Origin of the sequence: Sphingomonas sp. Leaf23 (genome assembly GCF_001421585.1) — a bacterium.
Lineage (GTDB): Bacteria > Pseudomonadota > Alphaproteobacteria > Sphingomonadales > Sphingomonadaceae > Sphingomonas.
The window spans coordinates 223,949-244,395 of record NZ_LMKR01000004.1 but is presented as its reverse complement, the minus strand read 5'-3'; the positions used below and the strand labels follow the sequence as shown (position 1 = coordinate 244,395).

The 20,447-nt window shown below is 67.2% G+C and carries 17 protein-coding genes, 1 tRNA gene and 1 pseudogene; 13 read left to right on the top strand and 6 right to left on the bottom strand.

Annotation, left to right across the window (positions count from 1 at the left end):
- Positions 1-10: 10 nt before the first annotated feature.
- Positions 11-313 (bottom strand): hypothetical protein, encoded by a 303-nt coding sequence (locus tag ASE67_RS13575; protein WP_055762345.1) that lies wholly within the window; start codon positions 311-313, stop codon positions 11-13.
- Positions 314-672: 359 nt separating this feature from the next.
- On the opposite strand from ASE67_RS13575, the gene ASE67_RS13570 reads away from it, so the two are divergent.
- From ASE67_RS13570 to ASE67_RS13560, 3 genes are all read left to right on the top strand, one after another.
- Positions 673-3,102: an alpha/beta hydrolase family protein gene (locus tag ASE67_RS13570; protein ID WP_055762344.1), complete on the top strand. Its 2,430-nt coding sequence runs from the start codon at positions 673-675 to the stop codon at positions 3,100-3,102.
- A gap of 224 nt (positions 3,103-3,326) precedes the next feature.
- Positions 3,327-5,657, top strand: a complete 2,331-nt coding sequence (locus ASE67_RS13565) for a bifunctional diguanylate cyclase/phosphodiesterase (protein WP_055762337.1) — start codon at positions 3,327-3,329, stop codon at positions 5,655-5,657.
- Between the two features lie 37 nt (positions 5,658-5,694).
- Complete coding sequence (locus ASE67_RS13560) at positions 5,695-7,101, top strand: methyl-accepting chemotaxis protein (protein WP_055762334.1); 1,407 nt, start codon at positions 5,695-5,697, stop codon at positions 7,099-7,101.
- A 385-nt stretch (positions 7,102-7,486) separates the two neighbouring features.
- On the opposite strand, the gene ASE67_RS13555 is transcribed toward ASE67_RS13560, so the two are convergent.
- A tRNA-Gly gene (locus ASE67_RS13555) sits at positions 7,487-7,561 on the bottom strand.
- Positions 7,562-7,707: 146 nt separating this feature from the next.
- On the opposite strand from ASE67_RS13555, the gene ASE67_RS13550 reads away from it, so the two are divergent.
- From ASE67_RS13550 to ASE67_RS13535, 5 genes are read left to right on the top strand one after another with little or no spacing between them, the layout of a single operon-like run.
- Positions 7,708-8,616, top strand: a complete 909-nt coding sequence (locus ASE67_RS13550) for a tetratricopeptide repeat protein (RefSeq protein ID WP_443025582.1) — start codon at positions 7,708-7,710, stop codon at positions 8,614-8,616.
- Positions 8,613-9,230 carry an LON peptidase substrate-binding domain-containing protein gene (locus ASE67_RS13545; RefSeq protein ID WP_055762332.1) on the top strand — a complete coding sequence of 206 codons (618 nt, stop codon included), beginning with the start codon at positions 8,613-8,615 and terminating at the stop codon, positions 9,228-9,230. The genes ASE67_RS13550 and ASE67_RS13545 overlap by 4 nt, the downstream gene beginning before the upstream one ends.
- The gene (locus ASE67_RS17805; protein WP_082457136.1) at positions 9,227-9,394 is read left to right on the top strand and encodes a Trm112 family protein; all 168 of its coding nucleotides are present in this window, start codon (positions 9,227-9,229) and stop codon (positions 9,392-9,394) included. The genes ASE67_RS13545 and ASE67_RS17805 overlap by 4 nt, the downstream gene beginning before the upstream one ends.
- Positions 9,391-9,792 carry a hypothetical protein gene (locus ASE67_RS13540; RefSeq protein WP_055762330.1) on the top strand — a complete coding sequence of 134 codons (402 nt, stop codon included), beginning with the start codon at positions 9,391-9,393 and terminating at the stop codon, positions 9,790-9,792. Before ASE67_RS17805 ends, ASE67_RS13540 begins: the two co-directional genes overlap by 4 nt.
- A gap of 3 nt (positions 9,793-9,795) precedes the next feature.
- Positions 9,796-10,260 carry an NUDIX domain-containing protein gene (locus tag ASE67_RS13535; protein WP_055762326.1) on the top strand — a complete coding sequence of 155 codons (465 nt, stop codon included), beginning with the start codon at positions 9,796-9,798 and terminating at the stop codon, positions 10,258-10,260.
- 130 nt (positions 10,261-10,390) lie between these two features.
- On the opposite strand, the pseudogene ASE67_RS18630 reads toward ASE67_RS13535, so the two are convergent.
- A pseudogene (locus ASE67_RS18630) lies at positions 10,391-10,627 on the bottom strand (MAPEG family protein); the annotation flags it as partial.
- Between ASE67_RS18630 and ASE67_RS18625 the strand changes: the two are divergent.
- Positions 10,581-10,769: a hypothetical protein gene (locus ASE67_RS18625; RefSeq protein WP_235511911.1), complete on the top strand. Its 189-nt coding sequence runs from the start codon at positions 10,581-10,583 to the stop codon at positions 10,767-10,769. The pseudogene ASE67_RS18630 and the gene ASE67_RS18625 sit on opposite strands and share 47 nt — an antisense overlap.
- On the opposite strand, the gene ASE67_RS13530 is transcribed toward ASE67_RS18625, so the two are convergent.
- On the bottom strand, positions 10,759-11,976 hold the full coding sequence (locus ASE67_RS13530; protein WP_055762324.1) for a UbiH/UbiF/VisC/COQ6 family ubiquinone biosynthesis hydroxylase: 1,218 nt from the start codon (positions 11,974-11,976) through the stop codon (positions 10,759-10,761). The genes ASE67_RS18625 and ASE67_RS13530 overlap by 11 nt on opposite strands.
- 132 nt (positions 11,977-12,108) lie before the next feature.
- Between ASE67_RS13530 and ASE67_RS13525 the strand changes: the two genes are divergently transcribed.
- Positions 12,109-14,472 carry a DNA translocase FtsK gene (locus ASE67_RS13525; protein WP_055762321.1) on the top strand — a complete coding sequence of 788 codons (2,364 nt, stop codon included), beginning with the start codon at positions 12,109-12,111 and terminating at the stop codon, positions 14,470-14,472.
- A gap of 901 nt (positions 14,473-15,373) precedes the next feature.
- Here ASE67_RS13525 and ASE67_RS13520 read toward each other — a convergent pair.
- Both ASE67_RS13520 and ASE67_RS13515 read right to left on the bottom strand, forming a co-directional pair.
- The gene (locus tag ASE67_RS13520; protein WP_055762318.1) at positions 15,374-15,619 is read right to left on the bottom strand and encodes a hypothetical protein; all 246 of its coding nucleotides are present in this window, start codon (positions 15,617-15,619) and stop codon (positions 15,374-15,376) included.
- A gap of 10 nt (positions 15,620-15,629) precedes the next feature.
- Positions 15,630-16,631, bottom strand: a complete 1,002-nt coding sequence (locus ASE67_RS13515; RefSeq protein ID WP_235511910.1) for a glycerophosphodiester phosphodiesterase — start codon at positions 16,629-16,631, stop codon at positions 15,630-15,632.
- A gap of 96 nt (positions 16,632-16,727) precedes the next feature.
- Between ASE67_RS13515 and ASE67_RS13510 the strand changes: the two genes are divergently transcribed.
- The 3 genes from ASE67_RS13510 to ASE67_RS13500 are packed head-to-tail and all read left to right on the top strand — an operon-like array spanning position 16,728 to position 20,424.
- Positions 16,728-17,237: a 2Fe-2S iron-sulfur cluster-binding protein gene (locus ASE67_RS13510; protein WP_082457134.1), complete on the top strand. Its 510-nt coding sequence runs from the start codon at positions 16,728-16,730 to the stop codon at positions 17,235-17,237.
- Positions 17,234-18,208, top strand: coding sequence for an FAD binding domain-containing protein (locus ASE67_RS13505; RefSeq protein WP_055762315.1), 975 nt, complete (start codon positions 17,234-17,236; stop codon positions 18,206-18,208). The genes ASE67_RS13510 and ASE67_RS13505 overlap by 4 nt, the downstream gene beginning before the upstream one ends.
- Complete coding sequence (locus ASE67_RS13500; RefSeq protein ID WP_055762312.1) at positions 18,205-20,424, top strand: xanthine dehydrogenase family protein molybdopterin-binding subunit; 2,220 nt, start codon at positions 18,205-18,207, stop codon at positions 20,422-20,424. The genes ASE67_RS13505 and ASE67_RS13500 overlap by 4 nt, the downstream gene beginning before the upstream one ends.
- Positions 20,425-20,447: the final 23 nt, after the last annotated feature.

Below are 20,447 nucleotides of genomic sequence, written 5' to 3'. Positions count from 1 at the left end.
TAAGGCGGGATCAGCGGCCGGCGAGGGCGCGGTCCAGATCGACGCCGCGTGCTTCCCATTCGCCGCGCGTTTTGCACTGCTTGGTCAGGATGCGGCTGCCGGTGGTTTCGGTCTTGAAGCAGTAGCGCGCGTTCGGTGCGGCCTTGTAGGCGAGGGCGGCGGGGCCGGCGGCCAGCGTGACTGCCGTGACCGCGCTCGCACCGGCGACGCTGGTCGCGACCGAGGCCGGGGCGGCGTTCGGCTCGGCAGCGAATGCCGAGGTGGTGGCAACCAGGCCGAGGACGATCGAAGCGGCGAAACGGATGGCGGTCATGGTGTTGGCTCCCTGAATTTCCGGTTGGTTCCGGTGATGCCAACTACATTGCAGGTGCCATGCCAGTTTTATGCTGCAAGTTATATCAATGGCTTAGGGTTTGACTACGTTTGTAGCTGTGGGATGCGCCGCCATTAGGTGGCGGATTTTACTATATGTTCGCGGGTGGCCTTTCAGGCGCGATCAACCGTCACCCCGGGCTTGACCCGGGGTCCCGCTTCTTCTTCTGGCGTCGGTCAAAAGCGGGACCCCGGGTCAAGCCCGGGGTGACGGTTGGGCAAGCTGGGTGCCCCGCCCGGCCTAGCACCCCGCGCGCGCCCATGTCAGGATCACCGGCAAACAATCATAAGGGGTTACGAATGCGCGCTGGTGCCTGTCTGATCGCTCTGCTGCTTGCCACGACCGCCCATGCGCAGGAGCCGGCCACCGGCTATCACCGCGCGCCTGCTGCCATCGCAAAGATCCTCGAAACGCCGCCGACCCCCTCGGTCGCGGTCAGCCCCGACCATCGCACGCTGGCCATATTGGGCCGCGAGAACCTGCCGAGCATCGCCAACCTGTCGAAACCGATCCTGCGGCTGGCGGGCTATCGCATCGATCCGGCGACCAACGGCCAAGCGGAAATGCGGGTCCAGTGGCTGAACGCGCTGAGCTTCAAGGATATCGCGAGCGGCCGCACCGTCGCAGTCAAACTGCCCGCCGGCACGCGCTTCGCCGCGCCCGACTGGTCGCCCGACGGCGCGCGGCTGGCCTTCTACGTGCAGGAGGCGAATGCGCTGTCGCTGTGGATCGCCGAGCGCGACGGCAGCGCGCGGATGGTCGCGCGGGGCCTGAACGGGACGTTCGGCACGCCGTTCGTCTGGACGCCCGACAGCAAGGCGCTGGTCGCCTATCTGGTGCCCGCCGGGCGCGGGGCGGCGCCGGTCGCCGATGCGACCCCGACCGGGCCGGTGGTCCAGGAAAGCATGGGTCGCACCTCCGCCGCGCGCACCTACGAGGATTTGTTGCGCAACGCGACCGACGAGGCGCTGTTCGACCATTATTTTACCGGTCAGCTGGCGCGGATCGACCTGACCGGGGCGACGCGGCCGATCGGGCAGCCGGGGCTGGTTACCGATTTCAGCGTGTCGCCCGATGGCCGCTACCTGCTGACCGAACGGTTGAAGCGGCCGTACAGCTATCTGCTGCCCGCCAGCTTCTTCCCGACCGAGATCGCGGTCGCGACGATCGACGGACAGCCGGTCAGGACACTGGTCGCCCGCCCGCTGGCCGACGACCTGCCGGTCGATTTCGATGCGGTGGTGAAGGGCCCGCGCGAGGCGATGTGGCGGTCGGATGCACCGGCGACCCTGGTGTGGGCCGAGGCGCTGGACGGCGGCGATCCCAAGGCGAAGGTGGCGTTCCACGACCGCGTACTGATGCAGGGCGCACCGTTCAGCGCCGCGCCGGTCGAACTGGCGCAGACCCCGGCGCGCTTTGCGACCGTGTTCTGGGGCAGTGACGACTTCGCGATGGTGCTCGACCGCGAATGGCGCACGCGTACCGAACACCGCCTTGCCGTCGCGCCCGCGCGGCCGGGGCAGGCGCGCACGCTGCTGACACGCAATTATCAGGATCAGTATGGCGATCCGGGCTTTCCGATGACCGACGAGAATGCGGCGGGCAAGCCGGTGATGCGCTTCACGCCCGCGCGCGACGCGGTGTATGTGACCGGCGATGGCGCGACCAAGGCGGGGGCGTTCCCGTTCCTCGGCCTGATGCCGGTCGCGGGCGGCGAGCAGAAGCGGCTATGGACCGCCAGGGCGCCCTATTACGAAACCGTCGTCGCGCTGCTGGATGACAAGGGGCAGCGGATGCTGACCCGCCGCGAGAGCGCAAAGCTCGCCCCCAACTACATGCTCCGCCCGGTCAAGGGCGGCAGTGCGAAGGCGGTGACCGACTTCGCCGATCCCGCGCCCGCGCTGGCCGGCGTGACCCAGCGGACGATCACCTATGCCCGCGCCGACGGCCTGCCGCTGTCGGGATCGCTGTACCTGCCCGCCGGGTACGACGCGAAGCGTGACGGGCCGCTGCCGACGTTGCTGTGGGCGTATCCGGCCGAATATACCGATGCGAAAGTCGCCGGGCAGACGGTGGACCAGGGCAATCGCTTTGTCCGGCCACGCGGGATCAGCCACCTGTTCCTACTGACGCAGGGCTATGCGATCCTCGACAACCCCGCCATGCCGATCATCGGCGAGAACGGCGCGGAGGCCAACGACACCTATGTCCAGCAGCTGCGCGACGATGCGCAGGCGGCGGTCGATGCGGTGGTGAAGCTGGGCGTGTCCGACCGTGCCCGCATGGCGGTGGGCGGGCACAGCTATGGCGCGTTCATGACCGCCAACCTGCTGGCGCATACCGACCTGTTCCGCGCCGGCATCGCCCGGTCGGGCGCGTATAACCGCACGCTGACCCCGTTCGGCTTCCAGGCGGAACAGCGCACCTATTGGCAGGCGACCCAGACCTATACCGACATGAGCCCGTTCACCTTTGCCAACAAGATCAAGGAGCCGATCCTGCTGATCCATGGTGCCGCGGACGACAATAGCGGTACCTTCCCGATCCAGTCCGAACGGATGTATGCGGCGTTGAAGGGCAATGGCGCGACGGTGCGCTATGTCGTCCTGCCCAACGAAGCGCACGGCTATCGCGCGCTGGAATCGACCGAAGAGACGTTGTGGCAGATGACCGACTGGCTCGATCGCTACGTCAAGCCGAAGGCTACGCCGCCGCAGGCGAAGGAATAGAACTGACCCAACTGCATTGCATATCGAATACGGTTTACGTCTGATCGGTATCTGGTGTGGCACAGTGTTTGGGTTTTGCGTAAATTCCGCAAGTCGTCGCCGGGCTATGCTGGCAAAGTGACGGTTTTTTGGAAATTAAGCGGATTTTCCAATACACTGATCTTTAAGCGCCCGACCCCCATCCTGCCTTCAGGAAAGCAGTGCCGGATGGGGGATCGGGCCGAATGTCGTATCTGTTTCATTCGATCGTGTCGCATCATGACCTGCCGGTCGTGCTGCTCGCGGTGCTGTTGTGCGTCGTCAGTGCGCTGTCGACCTTTGCCCAGGTGCAGCGTTCGTTCGAATGCGTTGCCGAACGCCGGCCGGTCTGGCTGACCTCGGCGGCGATCACCGCCGGGGGCGGGGTGTGGTCGACGCACTTCATTTCGATGATCGCCTATCGCAGCCCGGTCGCGTTGCAGTTCGATCAGTTGCTGACCGCGCTGTCCGCGACGATCGCGATGGGGGCGTTCGGCATCGCCTTCTGGCTGTTGCGGCGGGCACGGCGGATGGTGTCGGTCCTGCTATGCGGGGGCATCGCGACGCTCGGCATCGTGGGCATGCACTTTACCGGCATGGCCGCGCTGGCCAATTCGATGGTTCACGATGTCGACCATGGCCCGATCGCCGGGGCGGTGCTGGTCGGCTGGCTGCTGCTGTCGGCGGCGTTCGCATCGTTCCTGCACCGGGACGGCCGCTGGCGGATCTTGGTGCCGGCGCTGTGCATGGTGCTGGCAACCGGGATCATCCATTTCGTCGCCATGGCATCGGTCATGATCGGCCATGACACCGCGCCGGTCGCGGCGACCGGTGGCGAGGCGCAGTGGCTGTTGCTGTGGATCGTCGGCGCCGCGTTGCTGCTGATCGCGCTGACGGCGGTGGCATCGGTCGTCGACCGGTTCATGACCGACCTGCGCGGGTTGGCCGATGCGACGTCCGAAGGGCTGCTCATCACCAGCGACGACCGCATCCTCGATGCCAATGAACAGGCGTGCGCGCTGCTGGGCGTCGACCGGGCCGCGCTGGTCGGCACCGCGACCGCCGCATGGTTCGAAACACCCGCGCGGGACGCGCTGCAGACGCATCGGGGCGGTGCCACGCGGGCCAGGATTCGCGACAGTCTGGTTGAGGACCAGCTGGTCGAAATGACCGCGCGCGCGATCGAATATCGCGGCCGCGCCGCCACCGTCATCGCGCTGCGCGACCTGACCGAAACGGCCCGTGCGCAGCGCGCGATTGAACATCTGGCGTCGCACGACCCGCTGACCGGTCTGGTCAACCGCGCGGCATTCGATATCGCCCTGCACGAAGCGGTACGCTCCGCCACGCCCTTCGCGTTGATCGCGGTCGACCTCGACCGGTTCAAGGCGGTCAACGACCTGTTCGGGCATGGCGCGGGCGATGCGATCCTGGTTCGCGTCGCCCGCATCCTCGACGATTGCGTCCGCGGGCAGGATCTGGTCGCGCGGGTCGGCGGCGACGAATTCGTCGTCCTGCAGCGCGACATCGCCTCGCCCGACGATGTGCGTCGCCTTGCCGGGCATATCCTGGCGCGCTTTGCCGAGGAGATGGATTCGGCGCGCGATCCGATGGCGGTCGGGTGCAGCCTGGGCGTCGTCACCTGTCCGCGCGACGGCGACGATCCGGAAACGCTGCGCCACAATGCCGATGTCGCGCTGTACCGCGCCAAGCAGGACGGGCGCGGCACCGCGTCCTTCTTCGATGAAATGATGGACCGGCAGGCGCGCGACCGTCGCAGCCTGGAGCATGACCTGCGCCATGCCGTGTGCCGTGGCGAATTGCGGCTGGTCTATCAGCCGCTGGTATCGACCGACGACGATCATGTCGTGGGGTATGAAGCGCTGCTGCGCTGGGACCATCCCGAACGTGGACAGGTGCCGCCGACGCTGTTCATTCCGGTGGCCGAGGAAGCGGGCACGATCATGGCGATTGGCGAATGGGCGCTGCGTCAGGCGTGCCGCGACGCCAGCAGCTGGCCCGAACCGCTGACGCTGGCGGTCAACGTGTCGCCGGTGCAGCTGCGCGTGGCGACGCTGCCGATGCTGGTGCGCGATGCGCTGGCGGACAGCGGGTTGGCGCCGGAACGGCTGGAGCTGGAGATCACCGAAACCGCGCTGCTGCGCGACCGGGAGGTATCGTTGGCGATCCTGCGCGAGATCCGGACGCTGGGCGTGCGCATCGCGATGGACGATTTCGGCACCGGCTATTCCTCGCTCAGCAACCTGCGCCATTTTCCGTTCGACAAGATCAAGATCGACAAGAGCTTCGTATCGGCGATGCACGAGGACGAGGCGGCGCGATCGATCGTTCGCGCGATCGCCGGGCTGGGCAAGGGGCTGAACCTGCCGGTCGTCGCCGAAGGGGTCGAGAACGAGGTGCAACGATCGATGGTGCAGGCGGAGGGGTGTGCGCTGGCGCAGGGCTATCTGTTCGGGCGGCCGGCGGCGGGGCCGGTGCAGTGTCCGCTGCCACCGGTACAGGCCCGGCGGGCATGACCGGCCGGGGCGATATTCTTCATGGGGGAGGGATCAGATGATCGCATGGTTTTCGCGTAACGCGCCGATCCGGGTCAAATTCCGGGTCCTGGCGCTGGTCTATCTGCTGCTGTCCGGGGGGATTGCGGCGTTGGCGATGGCTTTGGCGCTGGGTGCTCCGGTGGGGGCGGGCATCGTCATCGGCGGGGCTATTGCGGGGGTCGCGGCAATCGTCGCCGTCACTTTGGTCGCGTCGCGGCTGATCTGCACCCCCTATGTCACCACGGTGGTGCGGATGGAGGCGCTGGCGGCGGGCGACCTCGAAAGTCCGGTCGCCTATACCGACAATCGCGACTGTGTGGGCCGCATTACCAAGGCGATGGCGGCGTTCCGCGAAAGCGCGCTGGCGGCGATGGAGCGCGATACCCAGCGCCAGATGGTGGCGATCATGGGTGAGGGGCTGGGCAAGCTCGCCGCCGGCGACCTGACCGCGCGGATCGATGCTGAGTTGCAGGAGCCGTTCCTGTCGCTGCGCGACGATTTCAACGCCGCCGTCGCCTCGCTGCGCGCGACGATGCTGTCGGTGTCGACCGTCGCCGGCGGCATCCGGAAAGGTGCCGGGGAGATCAGCGCCGCGTCCGACGACCTGTCGCAGCGCACCGAGCAACAGGCCGCCAGCCTGGAGCAGACCGCCGCCGCGATGGAGCAGATCACCGCGACGATGCGCGAAAGCGCCGCCAGCGCGTCGCGCGCCGACCAAATCGTCGGCACCGCCCGCGACGAGGCGATCGAATCGGGCGAAGTCGTGCGCCGCGCGGTCGATGCGATGGCGCGGATCGAACGCACCTCGGCCGAAATCTCCGACATCATCGCGGTCATCGACGGTATCGCGTTCCAGACCAACCTGCTGGCGCTGAACGCCGGCGTCGAGGCCGCACGGGCGGGCGATGCGGGCAAGGGCTTTGCCGTGGTCGCCTCCGAAGTCCGCGCGCTGGCGCAGCGTTCGGCCGAGGCGGCAAAGGATGTGAAGCAGCGCATCACCGCCTCGGTCCAGACGGTCGACACCGGCGTCGCGCTGGTCAGTGAGACCGGCCGCTCGCTCGACCGGATCATCGGCCGCTTCGGCGAGATCAGCGCGCTGGTCGCCGATATCTCGGGATCGGCAGAGCAGCAGTCGCAGGGGCTGGCGCAGGTCAACACCGCGGTCGGCGAGATGGACGGCGTGACCCAGCGCAACGCGGCGATGGTCGAGGAAAGCAGCGCCGCCGCGCGCAGCCTGTCGTCCGAAGCCGACGCGCTGTCGGGCGAAATCGCCCGGTTCCAGCTGGGCGCGATGGCCGTGCGCGACCAGCGCGACACGGTGCAGCGCCTGCCGGTACGTAGCCCGGCACGCGCCGTGGTGCAGCGCCTGTCGCATGGCAACGCGGCGGTCGCGATCAGCGAGGACGACTGGTCGGAATTTTGAGGCGGACGGGAGCGGGTGTGATTCGCGCGCCTTTTCAGGCAGCGCCGACTCCAATCCCATCGTCACCCCGGACTTGATCCGGGGTCCCGCTTCTTCTTTCTTTTCGAAGCGGGAAACGGGGAGCCCGGATCAAGACCATCGGAACGAAGAAGGGTGCGCGCGGGCACGCTGATTCGCGTCGGACGCGTTGATCGCCGGCCATCGCTGGCGCGTCATGCTCCGAATATGTCGAAGAGTGCGAATCATCCGCGTCGGCAAAACATTCGGGAGTGTGCGACGGACGGGGGCGCGGCATGGCGAAGCCATGCCGTCGGTCGCCGTAAACGGCGCCGGCCGAAGTCGCTGACATTTCGCTGATTAGCTACCGCTAATCAGCGGCAGCGACTGGAGCGGGCGAAGGGATTCGAACCCTCGACCCCAACCTTGGCAAGGTTGTGCTCTACCCCTGAGCTACGCCCGCTCTGGCGTTCCGAACCGGCGAACCGGCTGGGGTGAGGCGGGCTATTAGATGGGGGTTTCAGATCGCGCAAGCCCTAAATGAACTCTTTTCTGTTTTGCCTGTGATGCCCACATAGGGGCGGCTGTCACAGGATAAGGAATCGACGCTTGGCCACGCTAGGACTGACCGCCCCGGAAAAGGATGCCGTGGAGGCGTTCCGCCGCGATGTCGTCGAACCATCGATGACCAGCCTCGTCATCATCGATTTCTGGGCGGAATGGTGCGGGCCGTGCAAGGCGCTGACCCCGATCCTCGAGAAGGTTGCGGAGGCCTATGCCGACAAGGGCGTGGTGCTGGCCAAGGTCGACACCGACAAGAACCAGTTCATCGCCTCGCAATTCCAGATCCGGTCGATCCCGACCGTCTATGCGATGTTCCAGGGGCAGCTGGTCGCCGACCTGACCAGCGCGCGCACCGAAAGCCAGCTCAAGCAGATGCTCGACCAGCTACTGCGCCAGTTGCCGATACAGCCGGGCGAGGCGGCGGGGCCGGATATCGAACCGCTGATCGCGATGGGCGAGGAAGCGCTGGTCGAGGGCGATGCGGCCCGCGCGCTGTCGATCTTCGACCAGATCGCGGAGATGGTGCCGGAGAACGCCGCCGTCGCCGCTGGCCGCGTCCGCGCGCTGATGGCGCTGGGCGAGCACGATGCGGCGCAGGCGGCGCTCGACGCGCTGCCTGAGGATGCGGCGAAGCAGCCGGGCATCGAGCAGGTCCGCGCCGCGCTGGCGCTGGCCCGTGATGCGCAGCCGGTCGATGATCTGGCGGGGCTTAAGGCCGAGGTGGAGGCGAACCCCGACGATCACGACGCGCGCTTCCGCCTGGCCGGTGGGCAGATGGCGGCCGGCGACCGCGACGGTGCCGCCGAATCGCTGCTGAAGATCGTCGCTGCCGACCGCGCGTGGAACGACGATGCCGCGCGCCAACAACTGCTGAAGGTCTTCGAGGCGGTTGGTCTGGAGGACCCGTGGGTGTCGCAGCAGCGGCGCAAGCTTTCGGCGATCCTGTTCGGATGACGGCACGCGTCTCCGTCTTCCCGCTGGCGGGGGCGCTGCTGTTTCCGAACATGCATTTGCCGCTGCACATCTTTGAGCCGCGGTACCGCGCGATGGTGTCCGATGCGCTGGCGCGGGACCGCCGCATCGGCATGATCCAGCCGCGCCCGGTCGGCATCGAAGCGGACAAGCCGCCGCTGTTCGACATCGGCTGTATCGGCCAGATCGTCGATGTCGAGGCGCATGCCGATGGCCGCTACGACGTCGTGCTGCGCGGGCTGTCGCGATTTCGCATCGTGCGAGAACTCGACGTGACGACCGCGTTCCGGCAGGTGGAGGCGGAGATGCTGCCGATGGTCGGCGACACTACGCTGGCGCTGGCCGAGCGGGCGTCGCTGGAGATGGAATCGAAACGCTTCGCCGACCGGCTGGGCTATGCCGTCGACTGGGAATCGGTCGGGCGGCTGGACGATGAAAGCCTGGTCAACGGCATCGCGCAGATCGCGCCGTTCGACGTGGCGGCGAAGCAGGCGCTGCTGGAAGTCGACGCGCTCGCGGAACGTGCGGAACTGATCGTGCAGCTCATGCAATTCTTCGGCAGGCATGGCGATGACGAAGAGGCGACGCTGCAATGACGATCGATCCGTGGCTGCTGTCGATCCTGGTCTGCCCGGTGACGCGCACGCCGCTCAGGCATGATGCGGCGGCGGGCGAACTGGTGTCGGAGGCTGCCGGCCTCGCCTTTCCGATTCGCGACGGCGTGCCGGTGCTGCTGGTCGAAGCGGCGCGAGCGTTGTGACCCGCGACCTGTCGGGCAAGTGGAGCGGAATCTTCAACTACCCGCACACCAACCCGCCGACCGCGTTCGAGGCGGATATCGCCGATCTGGGCGGGTCGATCGTCGGCACGATCCACGAACCCGACCTCTATTCGGTGCCGCCGGGCGCGCTGATCGCCGCCGCGATCGACGGGCATCGCGACGGGGCGCAGGTACGCTTCAGCAAATTCTACGACGATAGCGACGGCTATGCCGACATGGTCGTCTATGCCGGCGTACTGAGCGACGACGGGTGCGAGATCAGCGGGCGGTGGGACATTCCCGGCGTCTGGTCGGGCAGCTTCCTGATGATCCGGCCAATGGCCGAACCGGTGGCGGCGGAGGAAGCGGCCGAAGCCACGCGCAACGGATCGGCATAGGGCGTGGCGCTGCTGCATCGCCTGTTGGGCAGGGCGGCGCGGATTGTGTGGCGCATCACCCGCCCGCGCACGATCGGCGTGCGCGGCCTGCTGCTCAGTCCCGACGGACGCGTGGCGCTGGTGCGGCACACCTATGTCGATGGCTGGTACATGCCCGGCGGCGGGGTGAAGAAGGGGGAGTGCGTGACCGACGCGCTCCACCGCGAACTGGCCGAGGAGGTCGCGGTTCGCGGTGCGACGGTCGAGCGGGTGCTGGGCGTCTATCACAACCGGCACGAGGGCAAGGACGACCATGTGATCGTCTATGTCGCACATGCCCCCGATGATTCGCTGCACGGCGCGGACACGCTGGAGGTGGCGAAGGTCGGCTGGTTCGCGCTCGATGCGCTGCCCGATGGCACGACACCGGCGACGTTGCGGCGTATCGCCGAGTTTCGTGCCGGCACAACCGGCGGCGGCAACTGGTAGCTACCCCCGGATCGCGAGGACCAGCGCCGCTAGCAGCGCCAGCGCCGTCGGGTAGAAGGTCAGCGCGAAGCCGAACGCGGGCTGCGGCACCCCGCCGATAGCCTGCCCAGAAGCCGACCCGTCCGACCGTGAAACAGGTCGCCAGCACGGCAAGCGCGAAGGTCGATCGATTGGTGGCGATCGTCAGCGCGGCATAGGCGATCACCGCCAGCACCGCCTGCTCCAGTGTATTCTGGGCAATCGCGCGACCCTGCGCCACCGCCGGATCGGCATCGCCGCCATCGATCGACCGCGCCGAAAAGAACCGCGACCGCGCGACATTGCCGATCGCCGCCGCGCTCCATAGTCCGGGCACGACCAGTGCCATCGCCAGGGCCCGCAGCCGCTCGGGCAAGTCGTGGCCGGGATCGAACCAGCCCGCCGTCACTAGCGCAACGATGCCGATCGCCGCTGCACCCGCCATCCCGCGCGCGACACCGCGCTGGACGGCGGAAAGCGTCAAGCGGTGATGCCCTGCAGCAATTTCGGCAGCTTTCCGGTTTCGCCGCGTGCTTCGGCCATGAATGCGGCTTTCAGCGGCGGGATCGAATCGACCGCCGACAGGCCGAAGCGCCGCACCGCGCTCGCCGCCTTGCCGGGAATACCGAACAGGCGCGTCAGGCCATCGGTCGCCAGCGCCACCGCAAAGGTGTCCAGCCCCCGCCACCGCTGATAGCGTTCCAGCAGATAGGGATCGCCGAGGTCGAGGCCGGTGCGCTTGCCCTCGACCAGCACCTCGGTCAGCGCCGCGACGTCGCGCAGGCCGAGATTGAGACCCTGTCCGGCGATCGGATGGATGCCGTGCGCGGCATCGCCGACCAGCACCAGCCGATCGGCGGTGATCCGCGCGGCATGGTGGAAGCCCAGCGGATAGCTCGAGCGCGCCGACAGGTTGGACAGCTGCCCCAGGAACCCGCCCATCTTCTTCGACGCTTCGGCCAGGAACGCGCGGTCGGACAGCTTCAGCATCGCCGGCCGATCCTTCGCATCGACCGTCCACACGATCGCCGAGCGATGGCCATGCGCGTCGTCGTTCAGCGGCAGGATCGCGAAGGGGCCTGCCGGATAGAAGATTTCGTACGCGATATTCTCGTGCGGCTCTGCATGGCCCAGCGTCGTGATGATCGCGGCATGGTCGTAGCTCCAGCGCGCGACACGGATGCCCGCCGCCTCGCGCGTCGGCGAATTGCGACCCTCGGCGGCGATCAGCAGCGGCGCGGTCAGCGTGTCGCCACCCGCCGTCGTCACCGTGACGCCATGCGCCTCGCGGCGCACGTCGATCGCGCGATCCTTGTAGCGCAGGTCGACATGTGGCGATGCGACGGCGGCGTCGTAGATCGCCTGTCGCAGCCGCTTGTTCTCATACATCACGCCCACCGGATCGTCGGCGGCATCGGGGACGAAGTCGAGCTTGCCCGCCTCCAGCCCGTCGGTCGCGCGAATCGCGGCGATCGGGCAGCCCTCGTCACCCAGGCCCGGCGCGATGCCGATCGCCTCGAACATGCGGTGCGTCGCGCTGGCGATTGCCGAGGCGCGACCGTCGAAGCCCGGCGCCAGCGTCACCGCCGGATCGGCCGGATCGAGGATGATCGAGCTGAGCCCATGCACGCCCAGCGACACGCCCAGCGTGCTGCCGACCAGCCCGCCGCCCAGGATGATGACGTCCGCCTGTGCCATGAAACCCGTCCCATCCGTAAAGTCGCTTCGTCCGAACGGACTTAGGGTCTGGCGCGGCCCACCGCAACGCCGCCTTGACGGCGTACCCCACGGCGGCGCACATCGGGGGCGTATCGAACAAGGGTGGAACGAATGGCGACCAACGCGCAGCCGATGTTGTGGCGCGACGCGATGAAGGCGGGTGCGAAGCGCAGCGGCGCGATGATCGGTGCGACGATCCTGTTCGTCGCCATGATCGTGATCGCCATCGCGCTCGTCAGCTATTCGCCCGCCGACCCGTCGTTCAGCACGGCGGCGGGCGGGCCGGTCGCCAACAAGCTCGGCGCGCCCGGCGCGCTGCTCGCCGACCTGCTGCTCACCATCTTTGGCGTGCCCGTCGCGATGCTGTTGCCACTGGGGCTGATCGTCAGCGTCCGGTTGTGGCGCGACGTGCCCGTGGGGCCGTGGCCGCGCATGATTCGCGACTGCGGGATCGGCGTGCTGGCAATGGGCACCACGCTGGCGTTCGTGTCGGGGGAGGCGATCCTGTCGCTGCCCGCCGGCTATGGCGGGGTGATCGGCTGGAGCATCGCGCGGGCGGTGCAGGGACTGGTCCACCTGATCGGCGTGCCGGTCGCCGAGCTGTGGACGATCCGCGTCGTCGCGCTCGCCACCGCGCTGTTCGGCGTGTGGCGCTGGGCCAAGGGGCTGACGATCGAGATCCCCGACGGCACCTTCCGCATGCCGAAATTCGAACGTCGCGCCCGTTCCGTCGCCGACGTTGGCGCGGTACTGGTCGAGGACGACGACCTGCCGTTCGATCCCGCGCCGCGCACCGCGCTGGCGACGGAGGACGACGATCCGGACGAAGCGCCCGCCCGCCCGCAGCCGCGGCGCGCGGCGCCCGCCGACGACCGCGCCCCGCCGGTCATCGCCGACCGCGCCGCCTCCCCCGCGCTCGCCAGCGCGCCCCGGCCCGCCAGCAGCGAAGGCCGCGACAATTTCGCGCTGCCCGCGATCGACCTGCTCGCCCCCGCGCCCGAATCGACCGGCCCGACCGTCGACAAGGCCGCGCTGGAACGCAACTCGCGCCTGCTCGAAAGCGTCCTCGACGATTTCAACGTGAAGGGGCAGGTGGTGAAGGTCGCCCCCGGCCCGGTTGTCACCATGTACGAACTGGAGCCCGAACCCGGCATCCGCGCCAGCCGCGTGATCCAGCTGGCCGACGATATCGCCCGCAACATGTCGGCGATCTCGGCCCGCGTCGCGACGATTCCGGGCCGCACCGTGATCGGTATCGAACTGCCCAACCAGAAGCGCGAGATGGTGTCGCTGCGCGAGCTGATCGCCAGCCAGGCGTTCGCCGACCAGAATGCGCAGCTGCCGATCGTGCTGGGCAAGAATATCGCGGGCGACCCGGTCGTCGCCGACCTCGCCCCCATGCCGCATCTGCTCGTCGCCGGTACCACCGGGTCGGGCAAGTCGGTCGGCCTGAACTGCATGATCCTGTCGCTGCTCTACCGGCTGACCCCGGACCAGTGTCGCATGATCATGATCGACCCGAAGATGCTCGAACTCAGCATGTATCGCGGCATCCCGCACCTGCTGGCCGATGTCGTGACCGACCCGCCCAAGGCGGTGCGCGCGCTCAAATGGGCGGTCGAGCAGATGGAGGACCGCTATCGCATGATGGCGTCGATCAACGTCCGCAGCCTCGCCAGCTTCAACGACAAGGTGCGCGCCGCCGCCGCCAAGGGGCAGAAGCTCGGCCGCAAGGTGCAGACCGGCTATGACGCCGACACCGGCACGCCGATCTATGAGGAAGAGACGCTCGACCTGTCGCCGCTGCCGCAGATCGTGGTGATCGTCGACGAACTCGCCGACCTGATGATGACCGCGGGCAAGGAAGTCGAATTCCTGATCCAGCGCCTCGCGCAAAAGGCGCGTGCGGCGGGCATCCACCTCATCATGGCGACGCAGCGTCCCTCGGTCGACGTCATCACCGGCGTCATCAAGGCGAACCTGCCGACCCGCATCAGCTTCCACGTCACGTCGAAGATCGATTCGCGCACCATCCTGGGCGAACAGGGCGCCGAACAGCTGCTGGGCCGCGGCGACATGCTCTACATGCCCGGCGGCAAGGCGCTGGCGCGCGTCCACGGGCCCTTCGTCAGCGATGACGAGGTGCAGGCGGTGTCCGACTTCTGGCGCTCGCAGGGCGCGCCCGACTATATCGACGCGGTGGTCAACGAGCCGGAGGGCGATGCCGGCTTCAGCCTCGACGGGGCACCGACCGGCGACGATTCGCCGGAGGAACAGACGTTCCGCCAGGCATGCCAGCTGGTCGCGGAAAGCCAGAAGGCGTCGACCAGCTGGCTCCAGCGCCAGTTGCGCGTAGGCTATAATTCGGCGGCGCGGCTGATCGAGCGGATGGAGAAGGAAGGGCTGGTGTCGCGGCCCGACCATGTCGGGCGGCGCGAGGTGTTGATGGACGCGGACGGGCGGCCGACGGGGTAGGGCGGCCTGCTTTATCCCCAAGAAACCCGTTCGGTTCGGGCTAGTCGAGCTTGTCGAGAAACGTCGGTCGAGAACTCGGTCGTCTGGGGCGGCCCCTTCTCGGAAGGCTCCAACCTCCGCTCCTCCTGAGATGCTGACAGGGGAAAGGTTGGATGACAAAACGGTACCGCCGGGACAAGTGGCGGTATGTAAGCGCGTTGCGTACGGGTGAACGTCCGCGGCGTGGCCTGCCGCGCGATTTTCCGCCCTTCACAACCGTACAATATCGCTTCTACCACAAGCGCAATCAGGGCTGGTGGCCGTGGAACAATGCGTTGCCATTAGCGCAATCGCGTACACCTGAGGTGTGCGATCCCGAACCACCGGGGCTAGCGATCGACAGCCAGAGCGCGCGCACAAACGGGCGCGGCGGTCCTTGCGGGTTCGATGCCGCCACGAAGGTTAAGAGGGCGTAAGCGCCACATCGCCACCGACACGTCAGGTCGATTGATCGCAGCGCAGGTCACGCCGTCAAACGTCGCAAGATAACCCATGGTGCCATGCCGTTGCTCAAGGCGCTTGCCCCCGGTTTCCCGGCTGCGGCACGTCCATGCCCGCCATATCTATCACGCCGGTAAGCTGCTCGCCGCAGTCGCCGATCCATTGCCCTGGACCATCCAGAACATTACCCGCTCGCAACGCGTCGGACACGTCGCTCAGGAACCACGGCGATTGGTCGTCGAGTGAATTTTCGCATGGTCCGGTCGCAACCGGCATCTGGCAAAAGGCTATGAGGCCTCCGAACGAGCACAGGAAGCTCGATGCAACCTTGCTTCCGTTAAAAACCTCGCGCGACCAATTGCCAAAACCGAATAAAGAATCAGGCTCTCAGGGCGAATGGATTTGTGTGCGGGTACCCCTCTCAATCGTCGTCGCGGCGACGTTCCCGCCGCCGCCGTGCCTCTTCCTTGCGCAGTTCGCGGCCTTCGCGGGCTTCTTTCTTGCGCATCTTCCGGCCGTAGTTGCGGTCGGCTTCCGACTGGCTGGTGGTGGTCCAGTCGACCACCTGCGCGCCCGCGCGCACCGGCGCGGTCGCCACGTTCCATACCGTGCTGACGCACCCCCCGGTCAGCGGCGCCACCGCCAATACCATCCACGCCAGTCGCATCTGTCTGTCCTCAATACGGTTTGTCTCGCACCTGTGCCCCGATTAGCGGGAAATCGGTGAAGAAACCATCGACGCCGGCATCGACCGCATCGGCGATCTCCTGCCCGATCCGGCCATGGGTCGCCGGATCGCCCGGCACGCGATACGCTTCGGGAAGGAAGGCGTTTTCCGCGCGATAGGTCCAGGAGTGGACGCGCAGGCCGGCCGCATGGGCGTCATGCACCAGCGGTTTTCCTCGGCCGACCAGCACCTTGTTCGGGCCGATGCCCCAGGCATAGGTCGCCACCGCCTTCAGCCCCGCCGGGGTCGCCATCGCCGCATAGCTGTCGACCGCGTGATCGGCCGGGCCGCCGGTATCGTTCATCAGCTGGATCAGGCGGATGCCGGTCAGTGTCTTCAGCGCCTTCAGGTTGTTCACCTCGAACGACTGGATGAACACTGGCGCCTGCGGGCTGTCCCAGCCGGCGGCGCGCAGTTCGCGCACGAGCCGCTTTTCCATCGGATGGCCGATCGACGCGAAATAGGTCGGGTGCTTGGTTTCGGGATAGATGCCGATGGTGCGGCCGGTCGCGGCGGTGGCGCGCTTGGCCAGCGCGATCACCTCGGCCAGCGTCGGGACGGGTTGCTGGCCGTCATAGGCGGTATTGCCGGGGCGAAACTGCGGCAGGCGTTCCTTTGCGCGCAGCGTGCGCAGTTCGGCAAGCGTGAAGTCTTCGGTGAACCAGCCGGTGATCGCGGCCCCGTCGATCGTCTTGGTCGTGTGGCGGCTGGCGAATTCGGGATGGTCTGCGACGTCGGTCGTGCCCGAAATCTCGTTTTCGTGCCGGGCGACGAACACATTGTCCTTGGTCAGCACAAGGTCGGGTTCGATGAAGTCCGCCCCCTGTTCGATCGCGAGTTCATACGCCGCCAGCGTGTGTTCGGGGCGCGATCCGCTGGCCCCGCGATGCGCGATCACGATCGGTGGGCTGGTCAGCGGTCGTTCCTCGGCCATCGGAGCACTTCCCATCATCGCCGCCACTATCATCCCCAACATCTGCGACCCTCTCGCAACAGGAAACCCTTTGGATCGCGATCGTTAGCCATCACGACCAACGGAGCGCGCCCCATGCAATTCACCATCAACGGACAGCCGTATCAGGCGGAGGTCGACATCCGCACGTCGTTGCTCGACCTGCTGCGCGAACATCTTTCGCTCACCGGCAGCAAGAAGGGCTGCGATCATGGCCAATGCGGGGCGTGCACCGTGCTGGTGAACGGCCGCCGCATCAATGCCTGCCTCACGCTCGCCGTGATGCATCAGGATGACGACATCGTGACGATCGAGGGATTGGGCACGCCGGACAAGCTGCATCCGCTGCAGGCCGCGTTCGTCAAGCATGACGGATTCCAGTGCGGATATTGCACGCCGGGGCAGATTTGTTCGGCGGTCGGCATGCTGGACGAGGTGGCGAAAGGCTGGCCGAGCCATGTCAGCGTCGACCTTGCCGACGCCGACTTTACCGACGATGAAATCCGCGAGCGGATGAGCGGCAATATCTGTCGCTGCTCGGCCTATCCCAACATCGTCGACGCGATCCGTGAAGTCGCCGATGCAAAAGTGGAGACGGCGGCATGAAGCTGTTCGACTATGCCAAGGCCGACAGCGCCGAAGCCGCCGTGCGCGAGGGCGCCGAAGACGGCACGAAGTTCATCGCGGGCGGGACCAACCTGCTCGACCTGATGAAATTGCAGATCGAGACGCCGGCGCGGCTGGTCGATATCAGCCGCCTGCCGCTGAACGATATCGAGGACATCGACGGCGGCGTGCGGATCGGGGCGCTGGTGCCCAATTCGGACCTCGCCGCATCGCCCGTCATCCGCGAGCGCTACGAGGTGCTCAGCCGCGCGCTGCTCGCCGGGGCATCGGGGCAGCTGCGTAACAAGGCGTCGACCGGTGGCAACCTGCTGCAACGCACCCGCTGCTATTATTTCTACGAGACCGCCGCGCGCTGCAACAAACGCGTGCCGGGGTCGGGTTGCGATGCGAAGGAAGGCTTCAACCGCATCCTCGCCGTGCTGGGGACCAGCGAGGCGTGCATCGCGACGCATCCGAGCGACATGGCGGTGGCGATGCGCGCGCTGGACGCGACGATCGTGACGCTCGGCAGCGATGGTGAGAAGCGGCGGATCGCGATCGGCGATTTCTATCGCCTGCCCGGCGACACGCCGGAGGTCGAGAATGTGCTGCGTCCCGGCGAGCTTATCACCCATATCGAATTGCCGCCCGCTCCCGAAGGCAAGCAGACCTATCGCAAGGTGCGCGACCGGGCGTCCTATGCGTTTGCGCTGGTGTCGGTCGCCGGGATCGTCGCAGTCGAAGACGGCAAGATCACCTCCGTGCGACTGGCGTTCGGTGGTCTCGGCCCGATGCCGTGGCGGGACGAGGGCGTGGAGCGCCTGCTGGTCGGGCAGGCCCCGTCCGACGAATTGTTCGGACAGGCCGCCGACCTGTTGCTGCGCGATGCCAGGGGTTTCGGCAGCAACGATTTCAAGATTCCACTGACGCGCCGCACGCTGGTTGCGACGCTGCGGGAGCTGACGGCATGACCACCAACGCACTGCGCATGGACAAGCCCGTCGAACAGAGCCTGCTCGATTCGGGCGTGCAGGGGATCATTGGCAAGGGGATCGAGCGGATCGACGGTCCGCTGAAAGTCGCGGGACAGGCGACCTATGCCGCCGAATATGCCCCCGACAACCTCGCCTATGGCTTTCTGGTGCGTGCACCATTCGCGGCGGGCACGATCACCGCGATCGATGCCGAGGGAGCGAAGGCACTGCCCGGTGTGCTGGACGTCGTGGTCGACCTGAAGACTTTCATCCGCAACGCGCAGCAGGGCGGCGAGACCGGCGCGCCGACGCAGGGCGTCAAGGACGTCGCCTATTTCGGTGAGCCGGTGGCGATCGTCGTGGCGGAGAGCTTCGAGATTGCCCGCGACGCGGCACAGCTGGTGTCGATCCGCTTCGATCCCGCCGAGGGCGTGTTTACCTTCGACGACCGGCTGGACAGCGCGAAGAAGCCGCCGGCGGGATCGATGCCGCCCTATCACAAGCAGGGTGACCTCGACGCGGCGATGGCCGATGCGGCATTCACCGTCGATGACATCTGGACCACGCCGTCGCAAAACTCGGCGGCGATGGAGCCGCACGCCTCGACCGCGGTGTGGGACGACGACGGCCTGACGCTCTACGGCGCGTACCAGATGCCGTCGTCAGACAAGCAACAGCTGGCCAAGGCGCTGGGTGAGCGTGCGTCGCGGGTGCGGATCGTCGCGCGCTATGTCGGTGGCGGCTTTGGATCGAAGCTCGGCATCGCGCCCGAATCGGTCGCAACCGCGATCGCCGCGAAGGCGGTCGGACGGCCGGTCAAGACGGTGATGACCCGCCAGCAAGTGTTCGACACCACCGTGCGCCGGTCGAACACGCATCAGCGGATGCGGCTGGCCGCCGATGCCGAGGGCAAGCTGACCGGGATCGGGCATGAGACGATCACCAGCAATCTGCCGGGCGAGGGCTATTTCGAACCGGCGGGGATCGCCACCCAGTTCCTGTATGCCGGCGAGAACCGCGTCATCACCCACGACGTGGTCGAGCTGAACCGGATGCTGTCGGGATCGATGCGCGCGCCGGGCGAGGCGGTCGGGCTGCTGGCGCATGAGAATGCGATGGACGAGCTGGCCGAAAAGATCGGGATCGACCCGGTCGAGCTGCGCCGGCGCAACGATGCCGCGCGCGATCCGCAAAAGGACGTGCCCTTTTCCACCCGTTCGCTGACGCGTTGCCTCGATTCAGGCGCGAAGGCGTTCGGCTGGGATGCGCGCAACAAGGTGCCGGGCGGAAAGCGCGAGGGCGACTGGCTGATCGGGCAGGGCATGGCGGCGACCACCCGCACCAACATGCTGCAGCCGAGCGAGGCGGCGGTGACGATCGGTCCCGACGGCCGCGCGCTGATCGAAACCGACATGACCGACATCGGCACCGGCACCTACACCATCCTCGCCCAGATCGCGGGCGAGCTGCTGGGCCTGCCGATCGAGCGGATCGACGTGCATCTGGGCGATACCAAGTCGCCGCCGGGCGCGGGTTCGGGTGGCTCCTGGGGTGCGGGCAGCAGCGGGTCGTCGGTCTATCTGGCGGCGCAGGCGCTGCGGGAGAAGCTGGCGAAGGCAATGGACGTCGCGCCCGACGAGCTGACGCTGAAGGACGGCCATGCGGTCGCCGGCAATCGCCGGGTGCCGATCGGCGAGCTGGTCGGCGACGGGATCACCGCCACCGGATCGATCGAGCCGGGCAAACAGGAGAAGGAAACGACGCAAGCCGGCTATGGCGCGCATTTCTGCGAGGTGAAGGTCCATGCCGTCACCGGCGAGGTCCGCGTGACGCGCTGGCATGCGACGTTCGAGGCCGGGCGCATCCTGAACCAGCAGACCGCGCGGTCGCAGTGCATCGGCGGCATCGTGTTCGGCATCGGCGCCGCACTGACCGAGGAACTGGTGCACGACGACCGCGACGGGCGGATCGTGAACCACGACCTGGCGGAATATCATGTGCCGGCACATGCCGACATTCCACCGATCGACATCGTGTTCCTCGACGAACGCGACGTCCATGCCAACCCGCTCCATGCCAAGGGGATCGGCGAGCTGGGCATCGGCGGCGCGGGCGCGGCGGTGGTCAATGCGATCTACAATGCGACCGGCGTCCGGGTACGCGATTACCCCGCGACGCTGGACAAGCTGCTGGAAGGGTTGCCGGCGGTGTGAGGGGTGGTGGGGAGCGGACGTCC

Excerpts from the sequence above, each read along its gene's own strand:
- ASE67_RS13515 (WP_235511910.1), bottom strand. The coding sequence starts at position 16,631 with ATGATGGGAAGTGCTCCGATGGCCGAGGAACGACCGCTGACCAGCCCA.
- ASE67_RS13570 (WP_055762344.1), top strand. The coding sequence starts at position 673 with ATGCGCGCTGGTGCCTGTCTGATCGCTCTGCTGCTTGCCACGACCGCC.
- ASE67_RS13560 (WP_055762334.1), top strand. The coding sequence starts at position 5,695 with ATGATCGCATGGTTTTCGCGTAACGCGCCGATCCGGGTCAAATTCCGG.
- ASE67_RS13500 (WP_055762312.1), top strand. The coding sequence starts at position 18,205 with ATGACCACCAACGCACTGCGCATGGACAAGCCCGTCGAACAGAGCCTG.
- ASE67_RS13565 (WP_055762337.1), top strand. The coding sequence starts at position 3,327 with ATGTCGTATCTGTTTCATTCGATCGTGTCGCATCATGACCTGCCGGTC.
- ASE67_RS13545 (WP_055762332.1), top strand. The coding sequence starts at position 8,613 with ATGACGGCACGCGTCTCCGTCTTCCCGCTGGCGGGGGCGCTGCTGTTT.
- ASE67_RS13520 (WP_055762318.1), bottom strand. The coding sequence starts at position 15,619 with ATGCGACTGGCGTGGATGGTATTGGCGGTGGCGCCGCTGACCGGGGGG.
- ASE67_RS13505 (WP_055762315.1), top strand. The coding sequence starts at position 17,234 with ATGAAGCTGTTCGACTATGCCAAGGCCGACAGCGCCGAAGCCGCCGTG.
- ASE67_RS13530 (WP_055762324.1), bottom strand. The coding sequence starts at position 11,976 with ATGGCACAGGCGGACGTCATCATCCTGGGCGGCGGGCTGGTCGGCAGC.
- ASE67_RS13525 (WP_055762321.1), top strand. The coding sequence starts at position 12,109 with ATGGCGACCAACGCGCAGCCGATGTTGTGGCGCGACGCGATGAAGGCG.
- ASE67_RS17805 (WP_082457136.1), top strand. The coding sequence starts at position 9,227 with ATGACGATCGATCCGTGGCTGCTGTCGATCCTGGTCTGCCCGGTGACG.
- ASE67_RS13510 (WP_082457134.1), top strand. The coding sequence starts at position 16,728 with ATGCAATTCACCATCAACGGACAGCCGTATCAGGCGGAGGTCGACATC.
- ASE67_RS13575 (WP_055762345.1), bottom strand. The coding sequence starts at position 313 with ATGACCGCCATCCGTTTCGCCGCTTCGATCGTCCTCGGCCTGGTTGCC.